This is a genomic window from Pseudoalteromonas sp. UG3-2, from assembly GCF_037120705.1.
GTDB lineage: Bacteria > Pseudomonadota > Gammaproteobacteria > Enterobacterales > Alteromonadaceae > Pseudoalteromonas.
The window spans coordinates 2,526,674-2,545,934 of record NZ_JAWLJU010000002.1 but is presented as its reverse complement, the minus strand read 5'-3'; the positions used below and the strand labels follow the sequence as shown (position 1 = coordinate 2,545,934).

The 19,261-nt window shown below is 45.7% G+C and carries 14 protein-coding genes; 6 read left to right on the top strand and 8 right to left on the bottom strand.

All coding sequences use genetic code 11. The features are described from left to right. Positions 1–12: 12 nt before the first annotated feature. Positions 13–861, top strand: coding sequence for a CZB domain-containing protein (locus R3P39_RS14355; protein WP_336568277.1), 849 nt, complete (start codon positions 13–15; stop codon positions 859–861). Positions 862–922: 61 nt separating this feature from the next. Here R3P39_RS14355 and typA read toward each other — a convergent pair whose 3' ends face one another. Further along, positions 923–2,743: a translational GTPase TypA gene (gene typA / locus R3P39_RS14350; RefSeq protein WP_336568276.1), complete on the bottom strand. Its 1,821-nt coding sequence runs from the start codon at positions 2,741–2,743 to the stop codon at positions 923–925. Between the two features lie 522 nt (positions 2,744–3,265). Between typA and glnA the strand changes: the two genes are divergently transcribed. From glnA to R3P39_RS14325, 5 genes are all read left to right on the top strand, one after another. Further along, entirely contained in the window at positions 3,266–4,672 is a 1,407-nt protein-coding gene (glnA, locus tag R3P39_RS14345) for a glutamate--ammonia ligase (protein ID WP_336568275.1), read from the top strand. A gap of 240 nt (positions 4,673–4,912) precedes the next feature. Then, positions 4,913–5,440 carry a DUF4124 domain-containing protein gene (locus R3P39_RS14340; protein WP_336568274.1) on the top strand — a complete coding sequence of 176 codons (528 nt, stop codon included), beginning with the start codon at positions 4,913–4,915 and terminating at the stop codon, positions 5,438–5,440. A 129-nt stretch (positions 5,441–5,569) separates the two neighbouring features. Next, positions 5,570–6,652: a nitrogen regulation protein NR(II) gene (glnL, locus tag R3P39_RS14335; RefSeq protein ID WP_336568273.1), complete on the top strand. Its 1,083-nt coding sequence runs from the start codon at positions 5,570–5,572 to the stop codon at positions 6,650–6,652. Continuing rightward, positions 6,649–8,046, top strand: coding sequence for a nitrogen regulation protein NR(I) (gene ntrC / locus R3P39_RS14330; RefSeq protein WP_336568272.1), 1,398 nt, complete (start codon positions 6,649–6,651; stop codon positions 8,044–8,046). The genes glnL and ntrC overlap by 4 nt, the downstream gene beginning before the upstream one ends. A 22-nt stretch (positions 8,047–8,068) precedes the next feature. Continuing rightward, positions 8,069–8,527 carry a cyclic nucleotide-binding domain-containing protein gene (locus R3P39_RS14325; RefSeq protein WP_336568271.1) on the top strand — a complete coding sequence of 153 codons (459 nt, stop codon included), beginning with the start codon at positions 8,069–8,071 and terminating at the stop codon, positions 8,525–8,527. A gap of 426 nt (positions 8,528–8,953) precedes the next feature. Here the strand turns inward: R3P39_RS14325 and R3P39_RS14320 are convergent, their stop codons facing one another. The 7 genes from R3P39_RS14320 to R3P39_RS14290 all read right to left on the bottom strand — a co-directional run bounded on the left by R3P39_RS14320 (position 8,954) and on the right by R3P39_RS14290 (position 19,102). Continuing rightward, positions 8,954–10,189, bottom strand: coding sequence for a cysteine desulfurase-like protein (locus R3P39_RS14320; protein ID WP_336568270.1), 1,236 nt, complete (start codon positions 10,187–10,189; stop codon positions 8,954–8,956). A 9-nt stretch (positions 10,190–10,198) separates the two neighbouring features. After that, positions 10,199–10,831: a 2OG-Fe dioxygenase family protein gene (locus R3P39_RS14315; protein WP_336568269.1), complete on the bottom strand. Its 633-nt coding sequence runs from the start codon at positions 10,829–10,831 to the stop codon at positions 10,199–10,201. Positions 10,832–11,064: 233 nt separating this feature from the next. After that, a complete protein-coding gene (gene acnB, locus R3P39_RS14310; protein WP_336568268.1) occupies positions 11,065–13,662 on the bottom strand; it encodes a bifunctional aconitate hydratase 2/2-methylisocitrate dehydratase in 2,598 nt (865 codons plus the stop codon). A 324-nt stretch (positions 13,663–13,986) separates the two neighbouring features. After that, the gene (locus tag R3P39_RS14305; RefSeq protein ID WP_336569325.1) at positions 13,987–15,036 is read right to left on the bottom strand and encodes an OmpA family protein; all 1,050 of its coding nucleotides are present in this window, start codon (positions 15,034–15,036) and stop codon (positions 13,987–13,989) included. A 146-nt stretch (positions 15,037–15,182) separates the two neighbouring features. Beyond that, on the bottom strand, positions 15,183–16,964 hold the full coding sequence (locus tag R3P39_RS14300; RefSeq protein WP_336568267.1) for an ABC transporter ATP-binding protein: 1,782 nt from the start codon (positions 16,962–16,964) through the stop codon (positions 15,183–15,185). Continuing rightward, complete coding sequence (locus R3P39_RS14295) at positions 16,965–18,386, bottom strand: protein adenylyltransferase SelO (protein WP_336568266.1); 1,422 nt, start codon at positions 18,384–18,386, stop codon at positions 16,965–16,967. 35 nt (positions 18,387–18,421) lie between these two features. Next, complete coding sequence (locus R3P39_RS14290) at positions 18,422–19,102, bottom strand: DNA-3-methyladenine glycosylase I (RefSeq protein WP_336568265.1); 681 nt, start codon at positions 19,100–19,102, stop codon at positions 18,422–18,424. Between the last annotated feature and the right edge of the window lie 159 nt (positions 19,103–19,261).

Genomic DNA, 19,261 nt, shown 5'->3' with positions numbered 1-19,261 from the left:
AGCGAGGCAAAGATGGATTTAATAAACTTTTGCGTTGGGAAAAAAACAATATCACTGCAAATCCTCGATATTCTTCTAACCGAGCGCTACGACGACAATCTCACTGACTTACCCAATGACAACCCCAGCTTCTTAGGAGTAAAAGACTACATGGGGGTGCCAACGCCCATTTTTGACTTGGGGATCATTCTCAACAAGTGCTCTTCTTACGAAACCAATCAGGCACTGGTTACTATGCTACAAGAGCGCGAACAAGATCATCGCGACTGGCTTGCGGCGTTGGAACAAAGTATTGTCAATGATACCCCTTTTAATAAAGCAAAAGATCCAACTCAATGCGCATTTGGGCAATGGTATTATAGCTTTAAAACCGACAACGAAGACTTAAAAGCACTGCTACATCGTTTTGAAGAGCCGCATAATAAACTCCATGCCATGGCTGATAAACTGCTGACCATGTCAGCTAAAGGCAACAAGCAAGCCGCCATTGAACAACTAGAAAAAGAACGCAGCACCACTTTTTATAAGCTCATGCGTCTATTTGAGTCGACCCGCGAACAAATTATGCTCGATCACAAACCCATTATTGTGTTTACAACGCAAGATGGACAAAGCCCATATATTGGCTTACTAGTGGATAAGGTAGAGGATAATGTGCACTGCGAAGAGAGCGATATAAAGCCTTTGCACGAGCTCACTAGCATTGGCTTTGAAGTGGATCCGCAAACTAAAAAGCTCATGAAAGGCCTAGTCAAATTAGGTGAAAAGCACAGTTTGCTGATAGACCCAAGCGCGATTTTCCGCCCCGAGCACCTACAAAATTACGAGCCCGAAGAAACCGCGGAGTACGGTCTTTTTTAGACCCCGTCATTTTGCCATAAAAAAACGCCGCAATTGCGGCGTTTTTCGATGTTAATCTAGCTTACTTAGCTTGACGGCTAGCGCGCTTACGCTCGCTTTCTGTCAGTAGCTTTTTACGAATACGGATATTTTCCGGTGTTACTTCGACAAGCTCGTCGTCATCGATAAACTCAAGTGCTTGCTCTAGTGACATCTTTACTGGCGGCACTAAGCTTTGCGCTTCATCCGTACCTGAGGCACGAACGTTGGTTAATTGCTTACCTTTTAGGGCGTTTACTGTCAGGTCGTTATCACGGCTATGAATACCGATAACCATGCCTTCATACACCTCAACACCGTGACCAATAAATAAGCGTCCACGTTCTTGCAGGTTAAATAGTGCGTTGGTCAGTGCTTTACCCTGAGCATTTGCAATCAATACACCGTTTTTACGCTGACCAATGTTGCCACCTTTATGCGGTCCGTAGTGTGAGAACGTGTGGTACATCAAGCCAGAGCCTGAAGTCAGTGTCATAAACTCAGTTTGGAAACCAATTAAACCACGTGCCGGCATCATGAAGTCCATACGAATACGGCCTTTACCGTCAGGAGACATGTCGGTCATTTCCGCTTTACGGTGACCTAGTTGCTCCATAATAGAACCTTGGTGCTCTTCTTCACAGTCAATAGTAACGGTCTCGTATGGTTCTTCAATTTGACCGTCCACTTCGCGTAGGATTACTTCTGGACGCGAAACCGCTAACTCATAGCCTTCACGACGCATGTTTTCGATCAAAATACCTAAGTGAAGCTCACCACGACCAGAAACACGGAAACTGTCTGGGTTATCAGTTTCTTCAACACGGAGCGCGACGTTGTGGACAAGCTCATCTTCTAGGCGCTCTAGGATATTACGTGATGTAACGTATTTACCTTCTTGGCCTGAGAACGGTGACGTGTTAACCGAGAAAGTCATGGTTACCGTTGGCTCATCAACAGAAAGAGCTGGAAGCGCTTCAACGTTGTTAGGGCAACAGATTGTATCTGAGATCTTAAGCTCACCAAGACCTGTAATCGCGATAATGTCGCCAGCACCGGCTTCGTCCACTTCATTACGATCAAGGCCCATGTAACCAAGTACTTGGCCTACTTTACCATTACGTGTAGTGCCATCAGCACCTACAACCGTCACTTGTTGGTTTGGCTTTACAGAGCCGCGCTTTACGCGACCTACGCCAATAACGCCAACGTATGAGTTGTAGTCTAGCTGGGTGATTTGCATTTGGAATGGGCCTGATGGATCAGCATTAGGTGCCTCAACATCATCAACGATTGCTTGGAACATAGGCTCCATGTTGTCTGAAGCGTCATCTAAATCAAGCGTTGCCCAGCCGTTAATAGCCGATGCGTAAATCACTTTAAAGTCTAACTGTTCGTCTGTGGCGCCAAGGTTATCAAACAAGTCGAATACCTGATCCATTACCCAGTCAGGGCGTGCACCTGGCTTATCAATCTTGTTAATTACCACGATTGGCTTAAGGCCTTGCGCGAATGCTTTTTGCGTTACAAAGCGCGTTTGTGGCATAGGGCCTTCTTGGGCATCCACAAGCAGTAATACTGAGTCAGCCATCGAAAGTACACGTTCTACCTCACCACCGAAGTCGGCGTGTCCTGGAGTATCCACGATGTTGATACGGTAGTCATTCCAAGTGATAGCCGTGTTTTTAGCCAGGATGGTAATACCACGCTCTTTTTCTAGATCGTTGGAGTCCATCACTCGCTCTTCGTTACCACCGCGCTGCTGTAGAGTACCTGACTGTTCAAGTAGCTTATCTACTAGCGTTGTTTTACCGTGGTCGACGTGCGCGATGATCGCAATATTTCTTAACTTTTCGATGCTCATATTATTACTCAGTGAAGTTGGTCCTCAGTGATCCTAGCCGATCCGCGCAAAATTGCGCGTTGAGGATACCGATTGAGAATTAAAGGTCGCGTATTATCCCCTATTAATGTGACAGATGAAAGTTTATCCAAAGAATTTTTCCCTGTTCTAGGCCGAAGTCATCATTTTATCCTACCCACTCAGCAAGTTAGCCATAAAAATAGCGGGAAAATAACTTTTACACTATAGCGTGGTAAAAAGTAGTCACTCACTTTGATAAACCTTCGTTCGTCGTATAGATTTAAATCAAAGCATTTTTGCTGATAAAGCAACATCATGGACAAGGAAAGGCATTGCACCAATTTTACGCACCACAATGAAACAAATACGCACCAATATAGTGCAAAACTTTCGTTTTAAGCTTAGTAACAATATTAAAAACAAGTAAATTCATGCACTTATAAAATTGGCATGAATTGCGCTTAATAGTGAGCAATTGCAGTACATTGCAGCAAAAAAATAACCCAACGAGTCGGAGGACACATGTCACAGTCGGTTTTAGATTTTATTAAAGAAAACGAAGTTAAATTTGTCGACTTACGTTTCACAGATACAAAAGGCAAAGAACAACACGTATCAATCCCTCATCACCAAGCCGATGAAGACTTCTTCGAAGACGGTAAAATGTTTGATGGCTCATCGATTTCTGGTTGGAAAGGCATTAATGAGTCAGACATGGTGCTTATGCCAGATGCAGAAAGTGCAAAACTAGACCCATTCGCAGAAGAAACCACTCTTATTGTTCGTTGTGACGTGGTTGAGCCTAGCACTCACCAAGGCTACGAACGTGATCCTCGTTCAGTAGCAAAGCGCGCTGAACAGTACATGCGCTCAACAGGTATTGCAGACACCGTACTATTCGGCCCAGAGCCAGAATTCTTCCTATTTGATGACGTAAAATATAAAACAGACATGTCAGGTTCGATGTACAGCATCGATTCAGAGGAAGCTTGCTGGAACTCAGACAAAGATTATGAAGGCGGCAACACCGGTCACCGTCCAGGTGTTAAAGGCGGTTACTTCCCAGTTGCTCCAGTTGACTCATCGCAAGACTGGCGCAGTGCAACCTGCCTAGTGCTGGAAGAAATGGGTCAAGTTGTTGAAGCACACCACCACGAAGTAGCTACTGCTGGCCAGAACGAAATTGCCACACGCTTCAATACTATGGTGTTAAAAGCGGACGAAATCCAAGAGATGAAGTACGTTATCCATAACATGGCGCACCTGTACGGCAAAACGGCTACGTTCATGCCAAAACCAGTTGTTGGCGATAACGGCTCAGGCATGCACTGTCACCAATCACTAGGTAAAGATGGCAAAAATATCTTTGCTGGCGACAAGTACGGCGGTCTTTCTGAAGAAGCACTGTACTACATCGGTGGTATTATTAAGCACGCTAAAGCAATCAATGCTTTTGCTAATGCTTCAACTAACTCTTACAAGCGTTTGGTACCTGGCTTTGAAGCACCCGTTATGTTGGCATACTCTGCTCGTAACCGCTCAGCATCAATCCGTATTCCAGTGGTACCATCGGAAAAGGCGCGCCGTATCGAAGTTCGTTTCCCTGACCCAACAGCAAACCCTTACCTAGCGTTCTCAGCAATGCTAATGGCAGGCCTGGACGGTATCAAAAACAAAATTCACCCTGGCGATGCTATGGATAAGGATCTATACGACCTACCAGCAGAAGAAGCCGCTGAAATCCCAACCGTGGCAGCGTCGCTTGACGAAGCATTGGCATCACTGGACGCCGATCGCGAGTTCTTAACGCAAGGCGATGTATTCACTGACGACCTAATTGATGCATATATTGCACTTAAGTCTCAGGAAGTGGAAAAACTTAACATGACAACTCACCCTGTTGAGTTCGAAATGTACTACAGCGTATAAGCGCTGAGTAATACCCACTACTTTGTGCGGTACTATTTACCGCACATGTAGAGCCTGAACTCGTTATGTGTTTCTGGCACTCTTAATCATATGTGTTCTCAAGCCCGCTGTTGCGGGCTTTTTTGTTTAATATAACCAACAACCTAGCTAAATACATTGAACTCTTTGCCCGTGATTAAACTCGCTATTTTTGATTTGATATACTAAAGTATGAGTATTCACTTTTTCGGGAGAAAGCGCGTGCGTCAGTGGTATCACATCTTGGTTTTTAGTGCGCTTTGCACAATCATTTGCTGGCCAAGTTACGCCGATGCAGAGCCAAAGGTTTACCGTTGGAAGGATAAAAACGGTAATTGGGTGTATTCCGATATCGCCCAAAAAGGCGCTCAAGAAGTGAACCTCAACCGCAATACGCTAACCATGCCAAGCGTAGACACGCAAGTATTAACCCCTAAGGTCAAAGCCGATCCAATTCAATATCAAGCCACTATTACCACTCCTGAACACGAACAAACCATTCGTGATAATAGCGGCAGCGTTCATGTTGCAGGCAGGATAGAGCCACGCTTTAGCCAAGGCTTGAGCGTACAATTATTTGTTAATGGTAAAGCCACAGGGCCAAAACAAACCACTACGCAATTTGCCTTGCGAAACCTATACCGTGGTGAACACTCTTTGGTGTTAAAAGCCTTTAACAATAAGGGCCAATTGGTAGCACAAAGCGAACCAGTGACGTTTTTCCTACATCGCAACAGCATTAACAACTAACGTTACTTTCCCCCCAAGTTGGCACGATTTATTAATGGTTAATGTTTTGCTATTAAAGTGCCTGGCATATCGCATCCTGCGTTTAATATGCTATGCTCATTGCACCACATTGGTGCACGGTGACCTTAAATGGATCAAAACAACCTCAATGAACTAGATAAAATATGGCAGTCCCTGGCAACGGCCATATTAGTGCTGGACGACAGCATGACGATTCGCTTTGCCAATTACAGCAGCAGTGAACTGCTTGGTTTAAGCACTAAACGCCTATGTGGTATGGCCATGGACAGTGTTTTTAATCATCATCAGTTTGATTTAGAACGACTGGCAAAGTATGTCTTACAAGATGGCGTCGATTGCCAGCAACACAGAGTAGACGTGGTGTTTGTCGATAATCGAGTGGCCACTTTAGGGCTGCATGCCAGGCGTTTAATGTTATCTGGTGCTGCCTATATTTTACTGGAATGCCGCCGTGTGGATGACGCTCTACGCTATGACCAAGCATCCAACCAAATGCACCAATTTCAAGCATCACGAAATTTAATTCGCGGCTTAGCACATGAAGTCAAAAATCCCCTCGGAGGAATACGCGGAGCGGCGCAATTATTGCAGTATGAAACCGATCAACAAGAGCGGGAAGAATGCGCAGCCTTGATCATTGAACAAGCGGATAGATTGCGTGAGTTGGTGGACAGGTTACTAGGGCCGAATCAGCTACCACAAAAAGAACCCTGTAATATTCACCAAGCATTGGAGTCGGTCATTAAACTGACCACCTTGGAGCGTGACGCTGAGATAGCGTTAATTAAAGACTACGATCCCAGTATTCCGCCCATCGTAATCGATCAGGCGAAAATACAGCAGGTGTTGTTAAATATTATCCGCAATGCTCAGCAAGCGCTGCAACACGATGGCACCATCACCATCACCACTCGGGTCAAACATCGCTTACACCATGCCGAGCGGCTACTGAAAAAAGCGTTACTGATCCGCATCAGTGATAATGGTCCGGGCATTGCTGAAGAACTAAAAGAAACCTTATTCTTCCCGATGATCACCAATAAGGAGGGCGGCTCTGGATTAGGCCTTTCTATCGCGCAAACTCTGATTGAACAACATCAGGGCTTTATTGAGTTCGATAGTTGGCCAGGGCATACCGAGTTTAATATTTACCTGCCTTTTGACAACACTGAAACAGGAAACGTGCAATGAAATCAGTTTGGTTAGTCGATGATGATGCTTCGATTCGATTTGTTCTAGAAAAAGCCTTAAAGCGCGCAGAATTTGTCACCGAAAGCTTTGCTAATGGCCAAGATGTGTTAACCGCACTGGAATATGAGCAACCTTCCGTGTTGATCTCTGATGTTCGCATGCCAGGCATTGACGGCATGGCACTGCTCGAAAAGTTGGCCTCGCACTACCCTAATTTGCCAGTGATCATCATGACGGCACACTCTGATCTTGACTCTGCAGTTAATGCGTTTAAAAAAGGCGCCTTTGAATACTTGGCCAAACCCTTTGATCTGGAAGAAGCCGTTTCCTTGGTACAGCGAGCCTTTCGCGCAGGACAACAAAGCAAAAAGCAAAAGCGTCAAAGCAGCAAAGCCAGCAGCCCAGATATTATTGGTGAAGCCCCAGCCATGCAGGAAGTATTCCGTGCTATCGGTAAGCTGTCAGCATCCAGTATGAGTGTATTAATCAACGGCGAATCGGGCACCGGTAAAGAGCTGGTTGCCGGTGCTCTGCATAACCATAGCCCACGCAAAGAAGGCGCTTTTGTAGCGCTCAATATGGCGGCCATTCCTAAAGATTTAGTCGAGTCAGAACTGTTTGGCCACGAGAAAGGGGCTTTCACTGGGGCCGACAGCATGCGCCGCGGCCGTTTCGAGCAAGCAGATGGTGGCACGCTGTTTTTAGATGAAATTGGTGATATGCCCTTAGATGTGCAAACTCGGCTATTACGGGTATTAGCCGATGGCGAATTTTATCGTGTTGGTGGCCATCACAGCGTTAAAGTGGATGTTCGCATTGTTGCTGCTACCCACCAAGATCTTGAAACCCTAGTTAAGCAAGGGAAATTTCGCGAAGACTTGTTCCACCGCCTCAATGTGGTGCGCTTGAAACTGCCTGCATTACGAGAGCGACCGGAAGACATTGCCGCCCTGAGCGATCACTTTTTAGCCAAAAGTGCCAAAGAGCTTAAAGCAGAACCAAAAATCATTTCCAAACATGCGCTGCAAAAAATGCAGGCCTATCACTGGCCTGGTAATGTTAGGCAACTGGAAAACACCTGCCGTTGGCTTACTGTCATGGCACCCGGCGAGCTGGTGACACCCGCTGACCTTCCTGAAGAATTGGATAAGCCCGAGCCTGCAAGTCATGCGATTCAAGGCGACTGGTTAGATGCTTTTCAGTCTTGGTTAGACACTGAGTTACGCCAAGGCAAAGATCATATTTGGCCCGATGTTCAAGCACAACTTGAAACCCGCTTAATACAATCGGCACTGTCAGCTTGTCATGGCCATAAACAAGACGCAGCATTAAAAATTGGTTGGGGTCGCAATACATTGACGCGCAAGCTAAAAGAACGCAATATTCAGGATTAAGATTAATCGACCCAAAGCGTTTATGAAGTTATTAGAAAGTGTCCCCTTGTTTAAACAGTTAGAGATCATAAATCGACTCTCGTTTTTTCATGATTTTACGCTGTCAGAACGACAAGTATTGCTGGAATCTTTTAGTCATTTATATCTAGTACAAAAAGATCGGCACGCCTTCAAGCGCTTTGAAAAAGACAATCGTTTATATATTGTCCTCAGTGGCGAGTTTTTAATTTTTAAGCAGGATAACGATCACGATCTCGGCCGCGTAGGTCCAGGAGAGTTTTTGGGTGAAGGGGCCTTTATTAGCAATCGTGAACGCAGCACCAGTGCACGCGCAGTCAAGGACAGCATTATTCTGGCCATCACCCCAGATGCCTTAACCAGATTGCCCAATGTCATTCGTGAGAAAATTAAAGATAAGTTAATTGAGGGAATGAGCTTACGTATTGCCAAGCTTAATGAGTTTGTTGAAGCACATAGTTAACTTTTTAGCCAGTGCGAACGATCATGCGCTTAGTAAGAGTTTAATTAGGATGTAAGCAATTATACTCATAACAATATAAAATAAGCCAATCCAAGAAATTATCTTGCCTGCAGTACTTTCAATGTAATTACTGTCAGACTTCTCGTTATAGCTAGCGAACAAAAAAAGTAGCAAAGAGAGAAGCATGATAAATGGATAGAAATCATGTAAGTGCGGTTCTAAAGAACTAAATATCTGGATTCCATTATCTAGAAAAAAGCCCCAAAGCTGAAAGATTGGCAATAAAAAAACAGCCACTATTTTAACAAAAAGCATTCAACTTCCTTATTCATCTGAATTGGTAGCAAAGAGATTAGCCCAAATCAAAGCTGACAGTCACCGCTTGAAAAATGGGTAACTATCAGGTCAAATTTGGGCGTGTACAACTTAACTGAGTAATTCAGTAAACGCTGCAAAAAGCCTATCAAGCTCTTCGATGGTGTTGTAGTGCATGCAACCAATGCGTACCACACCGCCTTTATCCATCACGCCCAGTTGTTCACATAACCCTTGAGCGTAGAAGTTACCATCCCAAACACACATGTGCTTCGCACCTAAAAACTCCGACACTTTGCGCGGTTCGATGCCATCAAATGTCAGCGCGAAAGTCGGTGTTCGTTGTTCGAGTCTGTCTAGTGAGTCGATACCGAATAAACGAATTTGTTTAAACTCAGCTAAACGCGTCAAGAAGTGTTTACTTAACTGCATTTCATGGGCTTTAGAACGCGCAAACGCTTCCACCAGTTTCTCACGACGCGGTGTATCTGCCGTCATGCCACTCAGTGAAGCAATATAGTCGATTGCAGCAACCACACCAGCCAAGCCTTCAAAGCTTTGCGTACCGGTTTCCCAGCGGCCAGGAATAATATCTTTCGCAGGCTCAACCTTGTAAGGAGTAAACCCTTCTAGGTGCTCGCGTTTACCATACACAATCCCGACATGAGGGCCAAAAAACTTGTAGGCTGAACAGGCTAAAAAGTCGCAGTTCAACGCTTGTACGTCGATAAGCTCATGAGGCGCATAGTGGACAGCATCGACATAGACTAATGCACCAACTTGGTGCGCACGTTCAACAATACGTTTAATGTCGTTGATTGAACCTGTGGTATTAGAAGCGTACGTTACCGCAACCAACTTGGTGTTGGCATTCAATAACGACTCAAAATGCTCTAAGTCTAAGGTACAATCGCTCTCGTTGATTTTGACTGCATGTACTGTTGCGCCTTTGTCTTCAGCCGCTTGACGCCAAGACGAGACATTGGAGAAGTGATCGGCATTGGTCACAATGATTTCATCATTGGCTTGCCAATCACGAGACAGTGCCCGACTAAAGCTAAAAGTTAAGCTGGTCATGTTGGCACCAAAAACGATTTGCTCGGCACTTGGGGCATTGAGTAAGTCGGCAACCGCTTGTCTTGCCTCATGCATTAAGCTCACGGTTTTATCACTAGAGAAAAACGCACCGCCTAAGTTCGAGTTAAAATACCCCAAATACGCTGACATAGCGCTGAGTACTGATTGTGGCACTTGCGAGCCACCTGGACCATCGAGAAAAATAGGCTCACTGCCATTAACACTTTGCATTAAGGCAGGAAACTGACGACGCACTTGGTTTAAGTCCATACTACCCTCTTAGGCTGTAAATACGAAGCAATCTAGGTAGCCTTCTTGATTGCCATCTAGCTTATTCATTGGCGTGGCGTTGTGCCACACTTCACGGTCGTTCACTAGCGCAAATAAACCGTCTTTAATTTCCATTTTAAAGCAAGGTTCGGCTTCTTGGTGTTCATACACTAGCAGCTCACCGCCCGCGATATTTTCGTGAGAAACACCACATACGCAAACGTGGTCAAAACCATCTTGGTGAACGCCTTCAGGTGCTGGAGGAGTATCGCTTTCAATGGCCAGCATACGGAACTGGTGCACTTCGATGTTGGTGTCATCAGCGATCCCTGTCATGGCTTTAAATTCGGTAAGTAAGTGCTTAAAGCCAGCAGTATTTAGCATTTCTGTTTCAAGGTTTTCATAAACACGCTCAACGTTGCCTTGGAAGGTATTAATCGAGTCGTCTTGAACAAAGGCCTTGGTTGGTTGCAGTGAAACTTCACCATCAACAAATTTGATCACTGAGTAGCGACGTTTTCTGAACGCGCCATCCGCATAAGGATTATCAGGAAGTTGATTAAAGAAAGGTTTTACCGCGTCAATGTGAGACTGGCCGATAAAACGAAGTTGCAATAAATTCTGGTTGTTTACTGTAGTCATGATCCTCTCGCCTATTGATGAGAATTTGGCGACAATTCTAATAAAACTAGAAAAAATTACTGTTTAAAAAACCAAGTATTTATCACCTTAAATGCAATAAAAATCCACATATAATCAGCTTGGAAGTTTATTTATCCACTTTTAAAATAAACAATGACAACACCATTTAAGTTGACTGTTTTATGTGCATAAAAAAAGCCAGCATATGCTGGCTTTTTTCTATTGTTACGTAATTAAACCGCTTGTTGGATAATTACCGTGTCTGCCTTTTGCGTGTACTGAGGCATTTTGTGGAAGTTCAAGTAACGGTAGGTATCTGCTGCCGTTGCGTTGATCTTCTCAGCGTACTCATGGTATTCAGCTGGCGTCGGTAATTTACCCATAATCGCCGCTACTGCAGCAAGCTCAGCAGAAGCCAAGAATACGTTCGCACCGGTACCTAAACGGTTCGGGAAGTTACGTGTAGAGGTCGATACCACAGTTGCCTTGTCTGCAACACGTGCTTGGTTACCCATACAAAGTGAACATCCAGGAGTTTCGATACGCGCACCAACACGGCCGTAAATGCCATAGTAACCTTCATCAGTTAACTGATCACGGTCCATCTTAGTTGGTGGTGCTACCCATAGCTGCGTCGGTAAGCGACCGCCATAGTTATCCAGTAGTTTACCTGCGGCACGGAAGTGACCAATGTTAGTCATACAAGAACCGATGAATACTTCATCGATTTTCTCGCCTGTCACGTCAGATAGTAAACGCGCGTCATCAGGGTCATTTGGTGCACAAAGAATTGGCTCTTTGATTTCAGCAAGGTCAATCTCAATGGTGTGCGCGTATTCTGCGTCAGCATCTGCCATCATTAGTTCAGGGTTTGCTAACCACTCTTCCATCTTAGTAATACGACGCTCAATAGTACGTACATCACCGTAGCCTTCAGAGATCATCCACTTCAACATCACGATGTTAGAGTTTAGGTACTCTTCGATAGACTCTTGTGAAAGCTTAACTGTACAACCAGCAGCACTACGCTCTGCAGATGCATCCGATAGCTCGAACGCTTGCTCAACAGTTAGGTGCTCAACACCTTCGATTTCAAGGATACGACCAGAGAATTCGTTGATCTTACCTTTCTTCTCAACCGTTAATAGACCTTGCTGGATTGCGTAGTAAGGGATCGCATGTACTAGGTCACGTAATGTGATACCCGGTTGCATTTCACCTTTAAAGCGAACCAAAATTGATTCCGGCATATCCAGTGGCATAACGCCTGTTGCCGCTGCGAATGCTACCGCACCAGAACCCGCTGGGAATGAAATACCTAATGGGAAACGCGTATGCGAGTCACCGCCGGTACCAACCGTATCAGGAAGTAGCATACGGTTTAGCCATGAGTGGATAACACCGTCACCTGGACGCAGTGATACACCGCCACGGTTCATGATGAAATCTGGTAATGTGTGGTGAGTATTCACATCTACTGGCTTAGGATAAGCTGAAGTGTGACAGAATGACTGCATAGTTAGGTCAGCAGAGAAACCAAGACATGCAAGGTCTTTCAGCTCATCACGAGTCATTGGACCGGTGGTATCCTGAGAACCCACAGTCGTCATCGTTGGCTCACAGTATTGACCAGGACGAACGCCGTCCATGTTACATGCTTTACCAACCATCTTCTGAGCTAAAGTGAAGCCTTTACCAGAATCTTTGATCAGCTTAGGCTTACGGAAAATGTCTTCTTTTTCCATGCCTAGTGATTCACGTGCTTTGTCAGTTAGACCACGACCGATGATCAGTGGAATACGGCCACCAGCACGAACTTCGTCTAGGATAACATCCGATTTTAGTGAGAATGTTGAAATCACTTCATCTGTGCCGTGACGCTTAACCACACCTTCGTATGGGTAAATGTCAATTTGGTCACCCATGTTTAGGTCATCAACATTTAGCTCGATAGGTAAGGCACCAGAATCTTCCATGGTATTGAAGAAGATTGGAGCAATCTTGCCGCCTAGACAAACACCGCCAACGCGCTTATTTGGAACGTGTGGGATATCTTGACCCATGAACCAAAGCACAGAGTTAGTCGCTGATTTACGAGAAGAACCCGTACCTACAACGTCACCCACGTATGCCAGCGGAAGACCTTTAGTGTTTAGTTCTTCAAGTTGCGCAATTGGGCCTACTTCGCCTGGTTTATCAGGGTTAATGCCGTCACGCTCGTTTTTCAACATAGCGAGTGCGTGCAGTGGGATATCAGGACGTGACCAAGCATCTGGTGCTGGAGATAGGTCATCGGTGTTAGTCTCACCAGTTACCTTAAATACGGTCACAGAAATTTTCTCAGCAACCGCTGGTTTTTCTAGGAACCACTCCGCTTTTGCCCAAGACTCGATGATTTCTTTTGCGTACTTGTTACCCGCTTTCGCTTTTTCTTCTACGTCGTAGAAAGCATCAAACATAAGTAGGGTATGAGATAAGCCTTTCACTGCGATTGGTGCTAGCGCATCGTCGTCTAGTAGGTCAACCATAGGCGCGATGTTGTAACCACCTAGCATAGTGCCAAGTAATTCAGCAGCGTACTCTTTAGAAATCAATGGAGATTCAGCTTCACCTTTGGTGATGGCTGCAAGGAAGCCTGCTTTAACGTAAGCGGCATCATCAACACCTGGCGGTACACGGTTGATAAATAGATCAACGATGAACTCTTCTTCGCCTGCCGGTGGTGTTTTTAATAATTCAATTAGATCTGCGGTTTGCTGCGCGTCTAGTGGCTTAGGCACGATACCTTGCGCGGCACGCTCTTCTACGTGTTTACGATATTCTTGAAGCACAATATTGCCCTCTTGGTGACGTGGACAGACAAGCAAACGCTCTTGTCATTCTCGCTTGACGAGCGACAAAATCATTTCCTTGACCATAATTTATAATCAACAATTATAAGGTCTTTGAGTATAGATGAAAATCTTGCATGCGATACCTCGCCTTATACTCACTATAAATACAATGAATAAGCATACTAACACAAGCCTATTTAGGTGAATAATAGTCAAACGAGAATCATTTCTACTCTGATGCCATCACGGCGATCAAAAAAGGCTCCCGCAGGAGCCTTTTTAGCCGCTCGCATATAACCGCGAGCTTAGTTAAAACACTATTTAGCGTTTTACTTTTACTTTTTCTTTCGCCGTTACATGGGCTTCAACACGACGGTTTTCGGCGTGCGCTTCTAAAGTATTGGCAGGGTTTTTCAAACGCTCTTCGCCGTAGCCAACGGTCGTAATACGCATTGAATCAATACCCATTTCCACTAGTTCTTCTGCTACGTTTTTAGCGCGACGCTCAGAAAGCTTCTGGTTATAATCGGCATCACCGACCGCTGAAGCATGACCCTCAATTACCACATCCGCATCGCTGTGATCTTTTAAGAATTTAGCCACAGCATTGATGTCATCAACGTATTGTTGTGAGAAAGTCGCGTCATCGTGTGGGAAACGCACCAACAGGCTGACCGTGTCTTCTTTCATTTCATACAACGTACAACCTGAAGCATCGACGGCATCGGTCATTGGCGTATTCGCGCATTGGTCTTCGCTGTCTACTACACCGTCTTTGTCACTGTCTTTTGGTGCTTCAGCAACGCTAGGCGCAGGAGCCGGAGCGACAGTTTCAGCTTTACCAGCACTGCCGAACGAGTAGTTCAAGCCAATTTTACCACCTACGTCAGTGAAACCTGCTTCCATACCTTGATAAATCGCCGCTTCCGCATTAACGAAAAGGTGATCCGTAAAGTAATGACGCACACCAGCACCGACATTGGCAAAGGTATTATCATCAACAATATCTAGGTTCATCTTTTTGATACCGACTAAACCATAGAATGGGCCACCATCGAAGTGGTAAAGACCATCAATACCATAGCGCTCAGCATCCATAGAACCGTTGCTGATACCAGCAAGATCAAAGTCCATGTCAGCATACTCAACACGACCACTCCAATATTGATTGAAGCGGTAACCAAGTTCAGCACCCCAGCCGGTAGAATCTTCAATATCTAACCCCGCCATATCACGGTGATTTTTCCAATCGGCATTGTAGTAGTCGCCAAACACACCGAAGTAAACACTTTCGGTTGGCTCCGTTGTATTTGCGTTTGCATTAGCAGCAGCTGCCATGGCAACGAGTAAGCTCAAAGTTTTAATTTTCATCATTCCTTCCCATCTCTATTAGTGGACGCATTGAGTACGGTAGCTAGTTTACCAGAAAATGCGCCAACCGATTACCTTGCACCCATAATATTAGCTGGTCTATTAATCTTTACTTAACGTTACAAAGGCAAATCATAAAAAAACCATTAATTTTGATGACCAAATAGTATTTGATACAAGCCTTGCTGCTGTAATAACTCCTGATGCTCGCCATATTGAGACACTTCACCATCGTCCAGCACATAGATGAGATCGGCTTGTTTAATCGCGCTCAGGCGATGAGCAATGATCAAGGTGGTGCGATTTTCTAAAAAGTCATGGAGATTGCGATGTATTTTCGCCTCAGTTTCAATGTCCAATGCCGAGGTCGCCTCATCAAGCACCACCACTTTGGGATCCGCGACCACCATTCTGGCAATGGCTAAACGCTGCTTTTGCCCGCCCGATAGCTTAATGCCATTGCGCCCGACTTGAGCATCAAGCTGCTCGCTAAGCGCCGCGATGGTATCGGCCAGCTCCGCCACCTCCAGTGCGCGCCATAACACAGCATCATCCACCGCCCGGCCCATGGCTAGATTCTCTCTGACGCTGGTATTAAACAATATGGGTTGCTGTAATACCGTGACGATATTTTCCCGCACCGCATCATAACCAATCTCCTCAACTGCGGTGTCGTTAATGTAAATATCACCACTGTGCTTCTCGTATAAGCCCAGCAGCAATTGTACTAAGGTCGATTTACCGCCTCCGGACACCGCCACCAGCGCCACCTTTTTTCCTGCCGGCACATGCAAAGAGACGTCTTTAAGTACCGGCTGCTCTGGTACATAGGCAAAGTTAATCCGCTCAAAGCGAATATCAACTTGCTCTGCCTGAAATACTGGCTGCTTGGCTGGGTATTGTGACTCAGTGGCAAAACCAAACACCTGATTGAGTCTTCCCAAAGCCGCTGTGGCGCCATAGTAAGCGTATTGTATGCCCAATATTTCTTGCACCGGGCCCATCATGAACCATAAATAACCAAACACCGCAAAGATCTGACCTACGGTTAAATCCGAGAACACCACCATAAACATCGCCACCGCGCGGAAAAACTCAAACCCCACTAAGAAAACGGTAAAGCTCAAGCGATTGACGGCATCGGTTTTCCACTGCGACTGCACCGCAAAGTGTTTAAGATCTTTCGCGGTGGTTTTTACATGTTCAAAGTAACTGCCTTCACGGCGCACCGCTTTCAACTGAGAAATAGCATCTAGGGTTTCCACCAGTGAGGTTTGCAGCGCTTCAAAAGCGGCGTTTTCTTCTTTTTTCAGCTCTTTGACGTGTTTGCCAAATTGCCTAGAAAAATAAATAACAGCGGGGTTTAACAGCAAAATGACTAACCCTAATACCCAATCAATCCAAAGCAAAATAGCGGCGGTGCCAATAATGGTCAGAATACCAATTAAAAACCGCGATAGCGTTTGGCTAATAAACTTGTCTAGGGTTTCGACATCAGTAATGCAGCGTGAACTGATGGCGGCAGCGCCTTGTGTTTCATATTCTTTTAATTGCACTCGCGGCAAGTGATGCAGTAAGCGTTCACGTATTTGGTAGCTAATGTCCTTGCCTATGATGGTAAATTGTCGTGATTGCAGCACGCCTAACACCAATGTCGCTAAGCGCATACAGATCACCGCAATCAAGATAACCACGATATAGGCCGTCGGACCATGCCAGTGTGCTGGCAAAATCGAGTTCATCCATGCCACTGCAGCGCCAGGTTTGTCGAGCAGCACCTCATCGACCAGTAACGGCATCATCAGTGGAATAGGTACGCTGACTAGCGCTGCAAATAAGGCAATGATGTGTGCAATAACTAAAGGTCGCTTATGCGCAAGTACATTACGCTTGATTTCCTGCCACGACAGGTGTGTCGGTGTTGCCATTTAGGTTCCACAAAAAGTTTTATAATGTTCTGGAGTGCTGGCCTTAAGCCAAGCTTCGGGATAGTTTTTATAGTCATATGGCGTAGCAAGCGCACTGAGCCAGGATTCTAATTCCGCGCTTTGTCCAGTTTGCTCAAACTGGGCAATATGCTGCTCTACAATGGCATTGCGAGGGATCAAAATCGGGTTTGCTTGCGCCATTAGCCGCACTGCCACGTCTTGCTCAGCGCGGAGTTGTTGCCAGCGTTGGCACCAAGAATGTAAGGCACTGGGGATCGATAACTGGGTATTTGGCTGCGCCAGCAAGTCATTGGTGAGCGCCGCAAAGGTGTTGGTAAAATCAAGTTGGTGCTCGGTCATCAGGCTAAACACATCGGCTAACAACACATCCGCGTCTTCATTCCACTGCTCGACACCGAGCTTAGCAGCCCACATGTCTTTGTATTTACGGTTAAACGAATCCGCTACCTCAGATAAGATCTGGCTAAATGATGCAATGGCGTCTTTTTCATCAGCAAATAACACCAGCAAAGCTTCGGCTAATCGGGCGCAATTCCAGTTCATGATGTTCGGCTGATTACCATAAGCATAGCGACCTTGACGGTCAATAGAGCTATACACAGTATTAAAGTCAAACTCCTCCATCATGGCACAGGGGCCATAATCGATGGTTTCAGCGCTGAGCAAAATATTATCGGTATTCATAACCCCATGGATAAAACCCACTCGCATCCACTCAACCACTAAGTCGACCAATTGCTCACACACTTCGCGGAACAATTCCAACACATCGGCTTCTGTTTTGACCGCAAGACCTGAAAATAATTGCTCACCTTGCTGCGCCAATAACGACCACATGGCGCTAGTGTCTTGCTGAGAGGCTAAGTATTGCAAGGTGCCAATACGAATATGGCTCTGTGCCACACGGCACACTACGGCCCCTGGCTTGTCGCCTTGACGATAGACACTGTGTCCTGTGGAGACCACCGACAGACACTGGGTGGTTGGCACCGACAGCCCCACCATTGCCTGACTCATAATGAACTCGCGAACCGCTGGGCCTAGGGCACAAAAACCATCGCCACCGCGAGAAAAGCGCGTCGCGCCAGAGCCTTTTAAATGCAAGTCATATTGCCGGCCATCGTCAAGCTTTACCGCGCCAAGTAAATGCGCCCTACCATCACCGAGTAACGGATTAAACTGGCCAAATTGATGACCGCTGTAGGCCAAACTGCTGGGAGCTACCTCACCCAGTCGTGTTTGCCCACTCAACAGCGCAGCAAGCTCGCTGTGATTCATGCCGTGCAACCCGAGTTGCTCGGTAAGCACCTCATTTTGTAACAGCAACTCTGGCTGATTAAAACGCGCTGGCTGCTCTGAAAACAGCAGCGAAGAGCCTTGATAAGGCTGAATAAATGCCATAAAGACCTCAATATCGATTACTTCTAGGTGTTACCTTAACGCAGATTATCACCTACGCTCATGGCAACGATTTGGCTTAATGCTTGATAGGACAGCCCACTGTACTCTTTCATTTGATTAAACCACTGCTGCGCGGCATATAAGGATTTTTTGCTTTGTAAGCCACCATCGATAACCTCTTCTGCTCGCAGCACTGTCTCAACGTCACGACTTAACAAAAAAGTGTCTTTGCCCATTGCTCTAAGCGCATAAGGCCCAGTGTTACCACCTAACCGTGCGCCATGCTTTTTCAGGTAAAGCCATAGCCCAACAATATCATCCTCCGGCCACTGAGCAATAAAATCGCTAAAGCGGCCATGCTGTTGCTGCACCTCAAAAATCATCTGGCAATTTTGCGCTATGGTTTGCACTTTCTTAGCATTGCGAATAATACGCTCATCTTGGCTGCGCTGCTCATACATCTCAGGTGACATCATCAGTAGCTTTTCTACTGAAAACTGCCAAAACACCTCGCGAAAGCCATCCCATTTACTGTTCACTACCGACCAGTAAAAGCCGCTTTGAAATATTTTGCGAGTAAACTCCTCCAGCCACTGATCGTCGGAATATTGTTTTAACTGTACTACTGACAATGGCTGGCTAATTTTGTTCTCAAGCGCCGCTGCCGAACCTTTTCGTGCGACTGCGCGCTGGTAAATGCTGTCAAATTGCTGCATCAGTTATTTCTATTTTATCGTTTCACTATAGGGTAACGCATCTGCCAACAGCTTGTTAGTAAAGACTGTGACAGCGCCTCTACTGGTTCGCCACTGGTTTTATCACTAAATATTTACATTCTCATTTCGTCAACTGAACAACGACACTGCGTACGCGCT

Coding starts and splice junctions, on each gene's coding strand:
- R3P39_RS14355 (WP_336568277.1), top strand. CDS start 13: ATGGATTTAATAAACTTTTGCGTTGGGAAAAAAACAATATCACTGCAA.
- typA (WP_336568276.1), bottom strand. CDS start 2,743: ATGAGCATCGAAAAGTTAAGAAATATTGCGATCATCGCGCACGTCGAC.
- glnA (WP_336568275.1), top strand. CDS start 3,266: ATGTCACAGTCGGTTTTAGATTTTATTAAAGAAAACGAAGTTAAATTT.
- glnL (WP_336568273.1), top strand. CDS start 5,570: ATGGATCAAAACAACCTCAATGAACTAGATAAAATATGGCAGTCCCTG.
- ntrC (WP_336568272.1), top strand. CDS start 6,649: ATGAAATCAGTTTGGTTAGTCGATGATGATGCTTCGATTCGATTTGTT.
- R3P39_RS14325 (WP_336568271.1), top strand. CDS start 8,069: ATGAAGTTATTAGAAAGTGTCCCCTTGTTTAAACAGTTAGAGATCATA.
- R3P39_RS14320 (WP_336568270.1), bottom strand. CDS start 10,189: ATGGACTTAAACCAAGTGCGTCGTCAGTTTCCTGCCTTAATGCAAAGT.
- R3P39_RS14315 (WP_336568269.1), bottom strand. CDS start 10,831: ATGACTACAGTAAACAACCAGAATTTATTGCAACTTCGTTTTATCGGC.
- R3P39_RS14305 (WP_336569325.1), bottom strand. CDS start 15,036: ATGAAAATTAAAACTTTGAGCTTACTCGTTGCCATGGCAGCTGCTGCT.
- R3P39_RS14300 (WP_336568267.1), bottom strand. CDS start 16,964: ATGGCAACACCGACACACCTGTCGTGGCAGGAAATCAAGCGTAATGTA.
- R3P39_RS14295 (WP_336568266.1), bottom strand. CDS start 18,386: ATGGCATTTATTCAGCCTTATCAAGGCTCTTCGCTGCTGTTTTCAGAG.
- R3P39_RS14290 (WP_336568265.1), bottom strand. CDS start 19,102: ATGCAGCAATTTGACAGCATTTACCAGCGCGCAGTCGCACGAAAAGGT.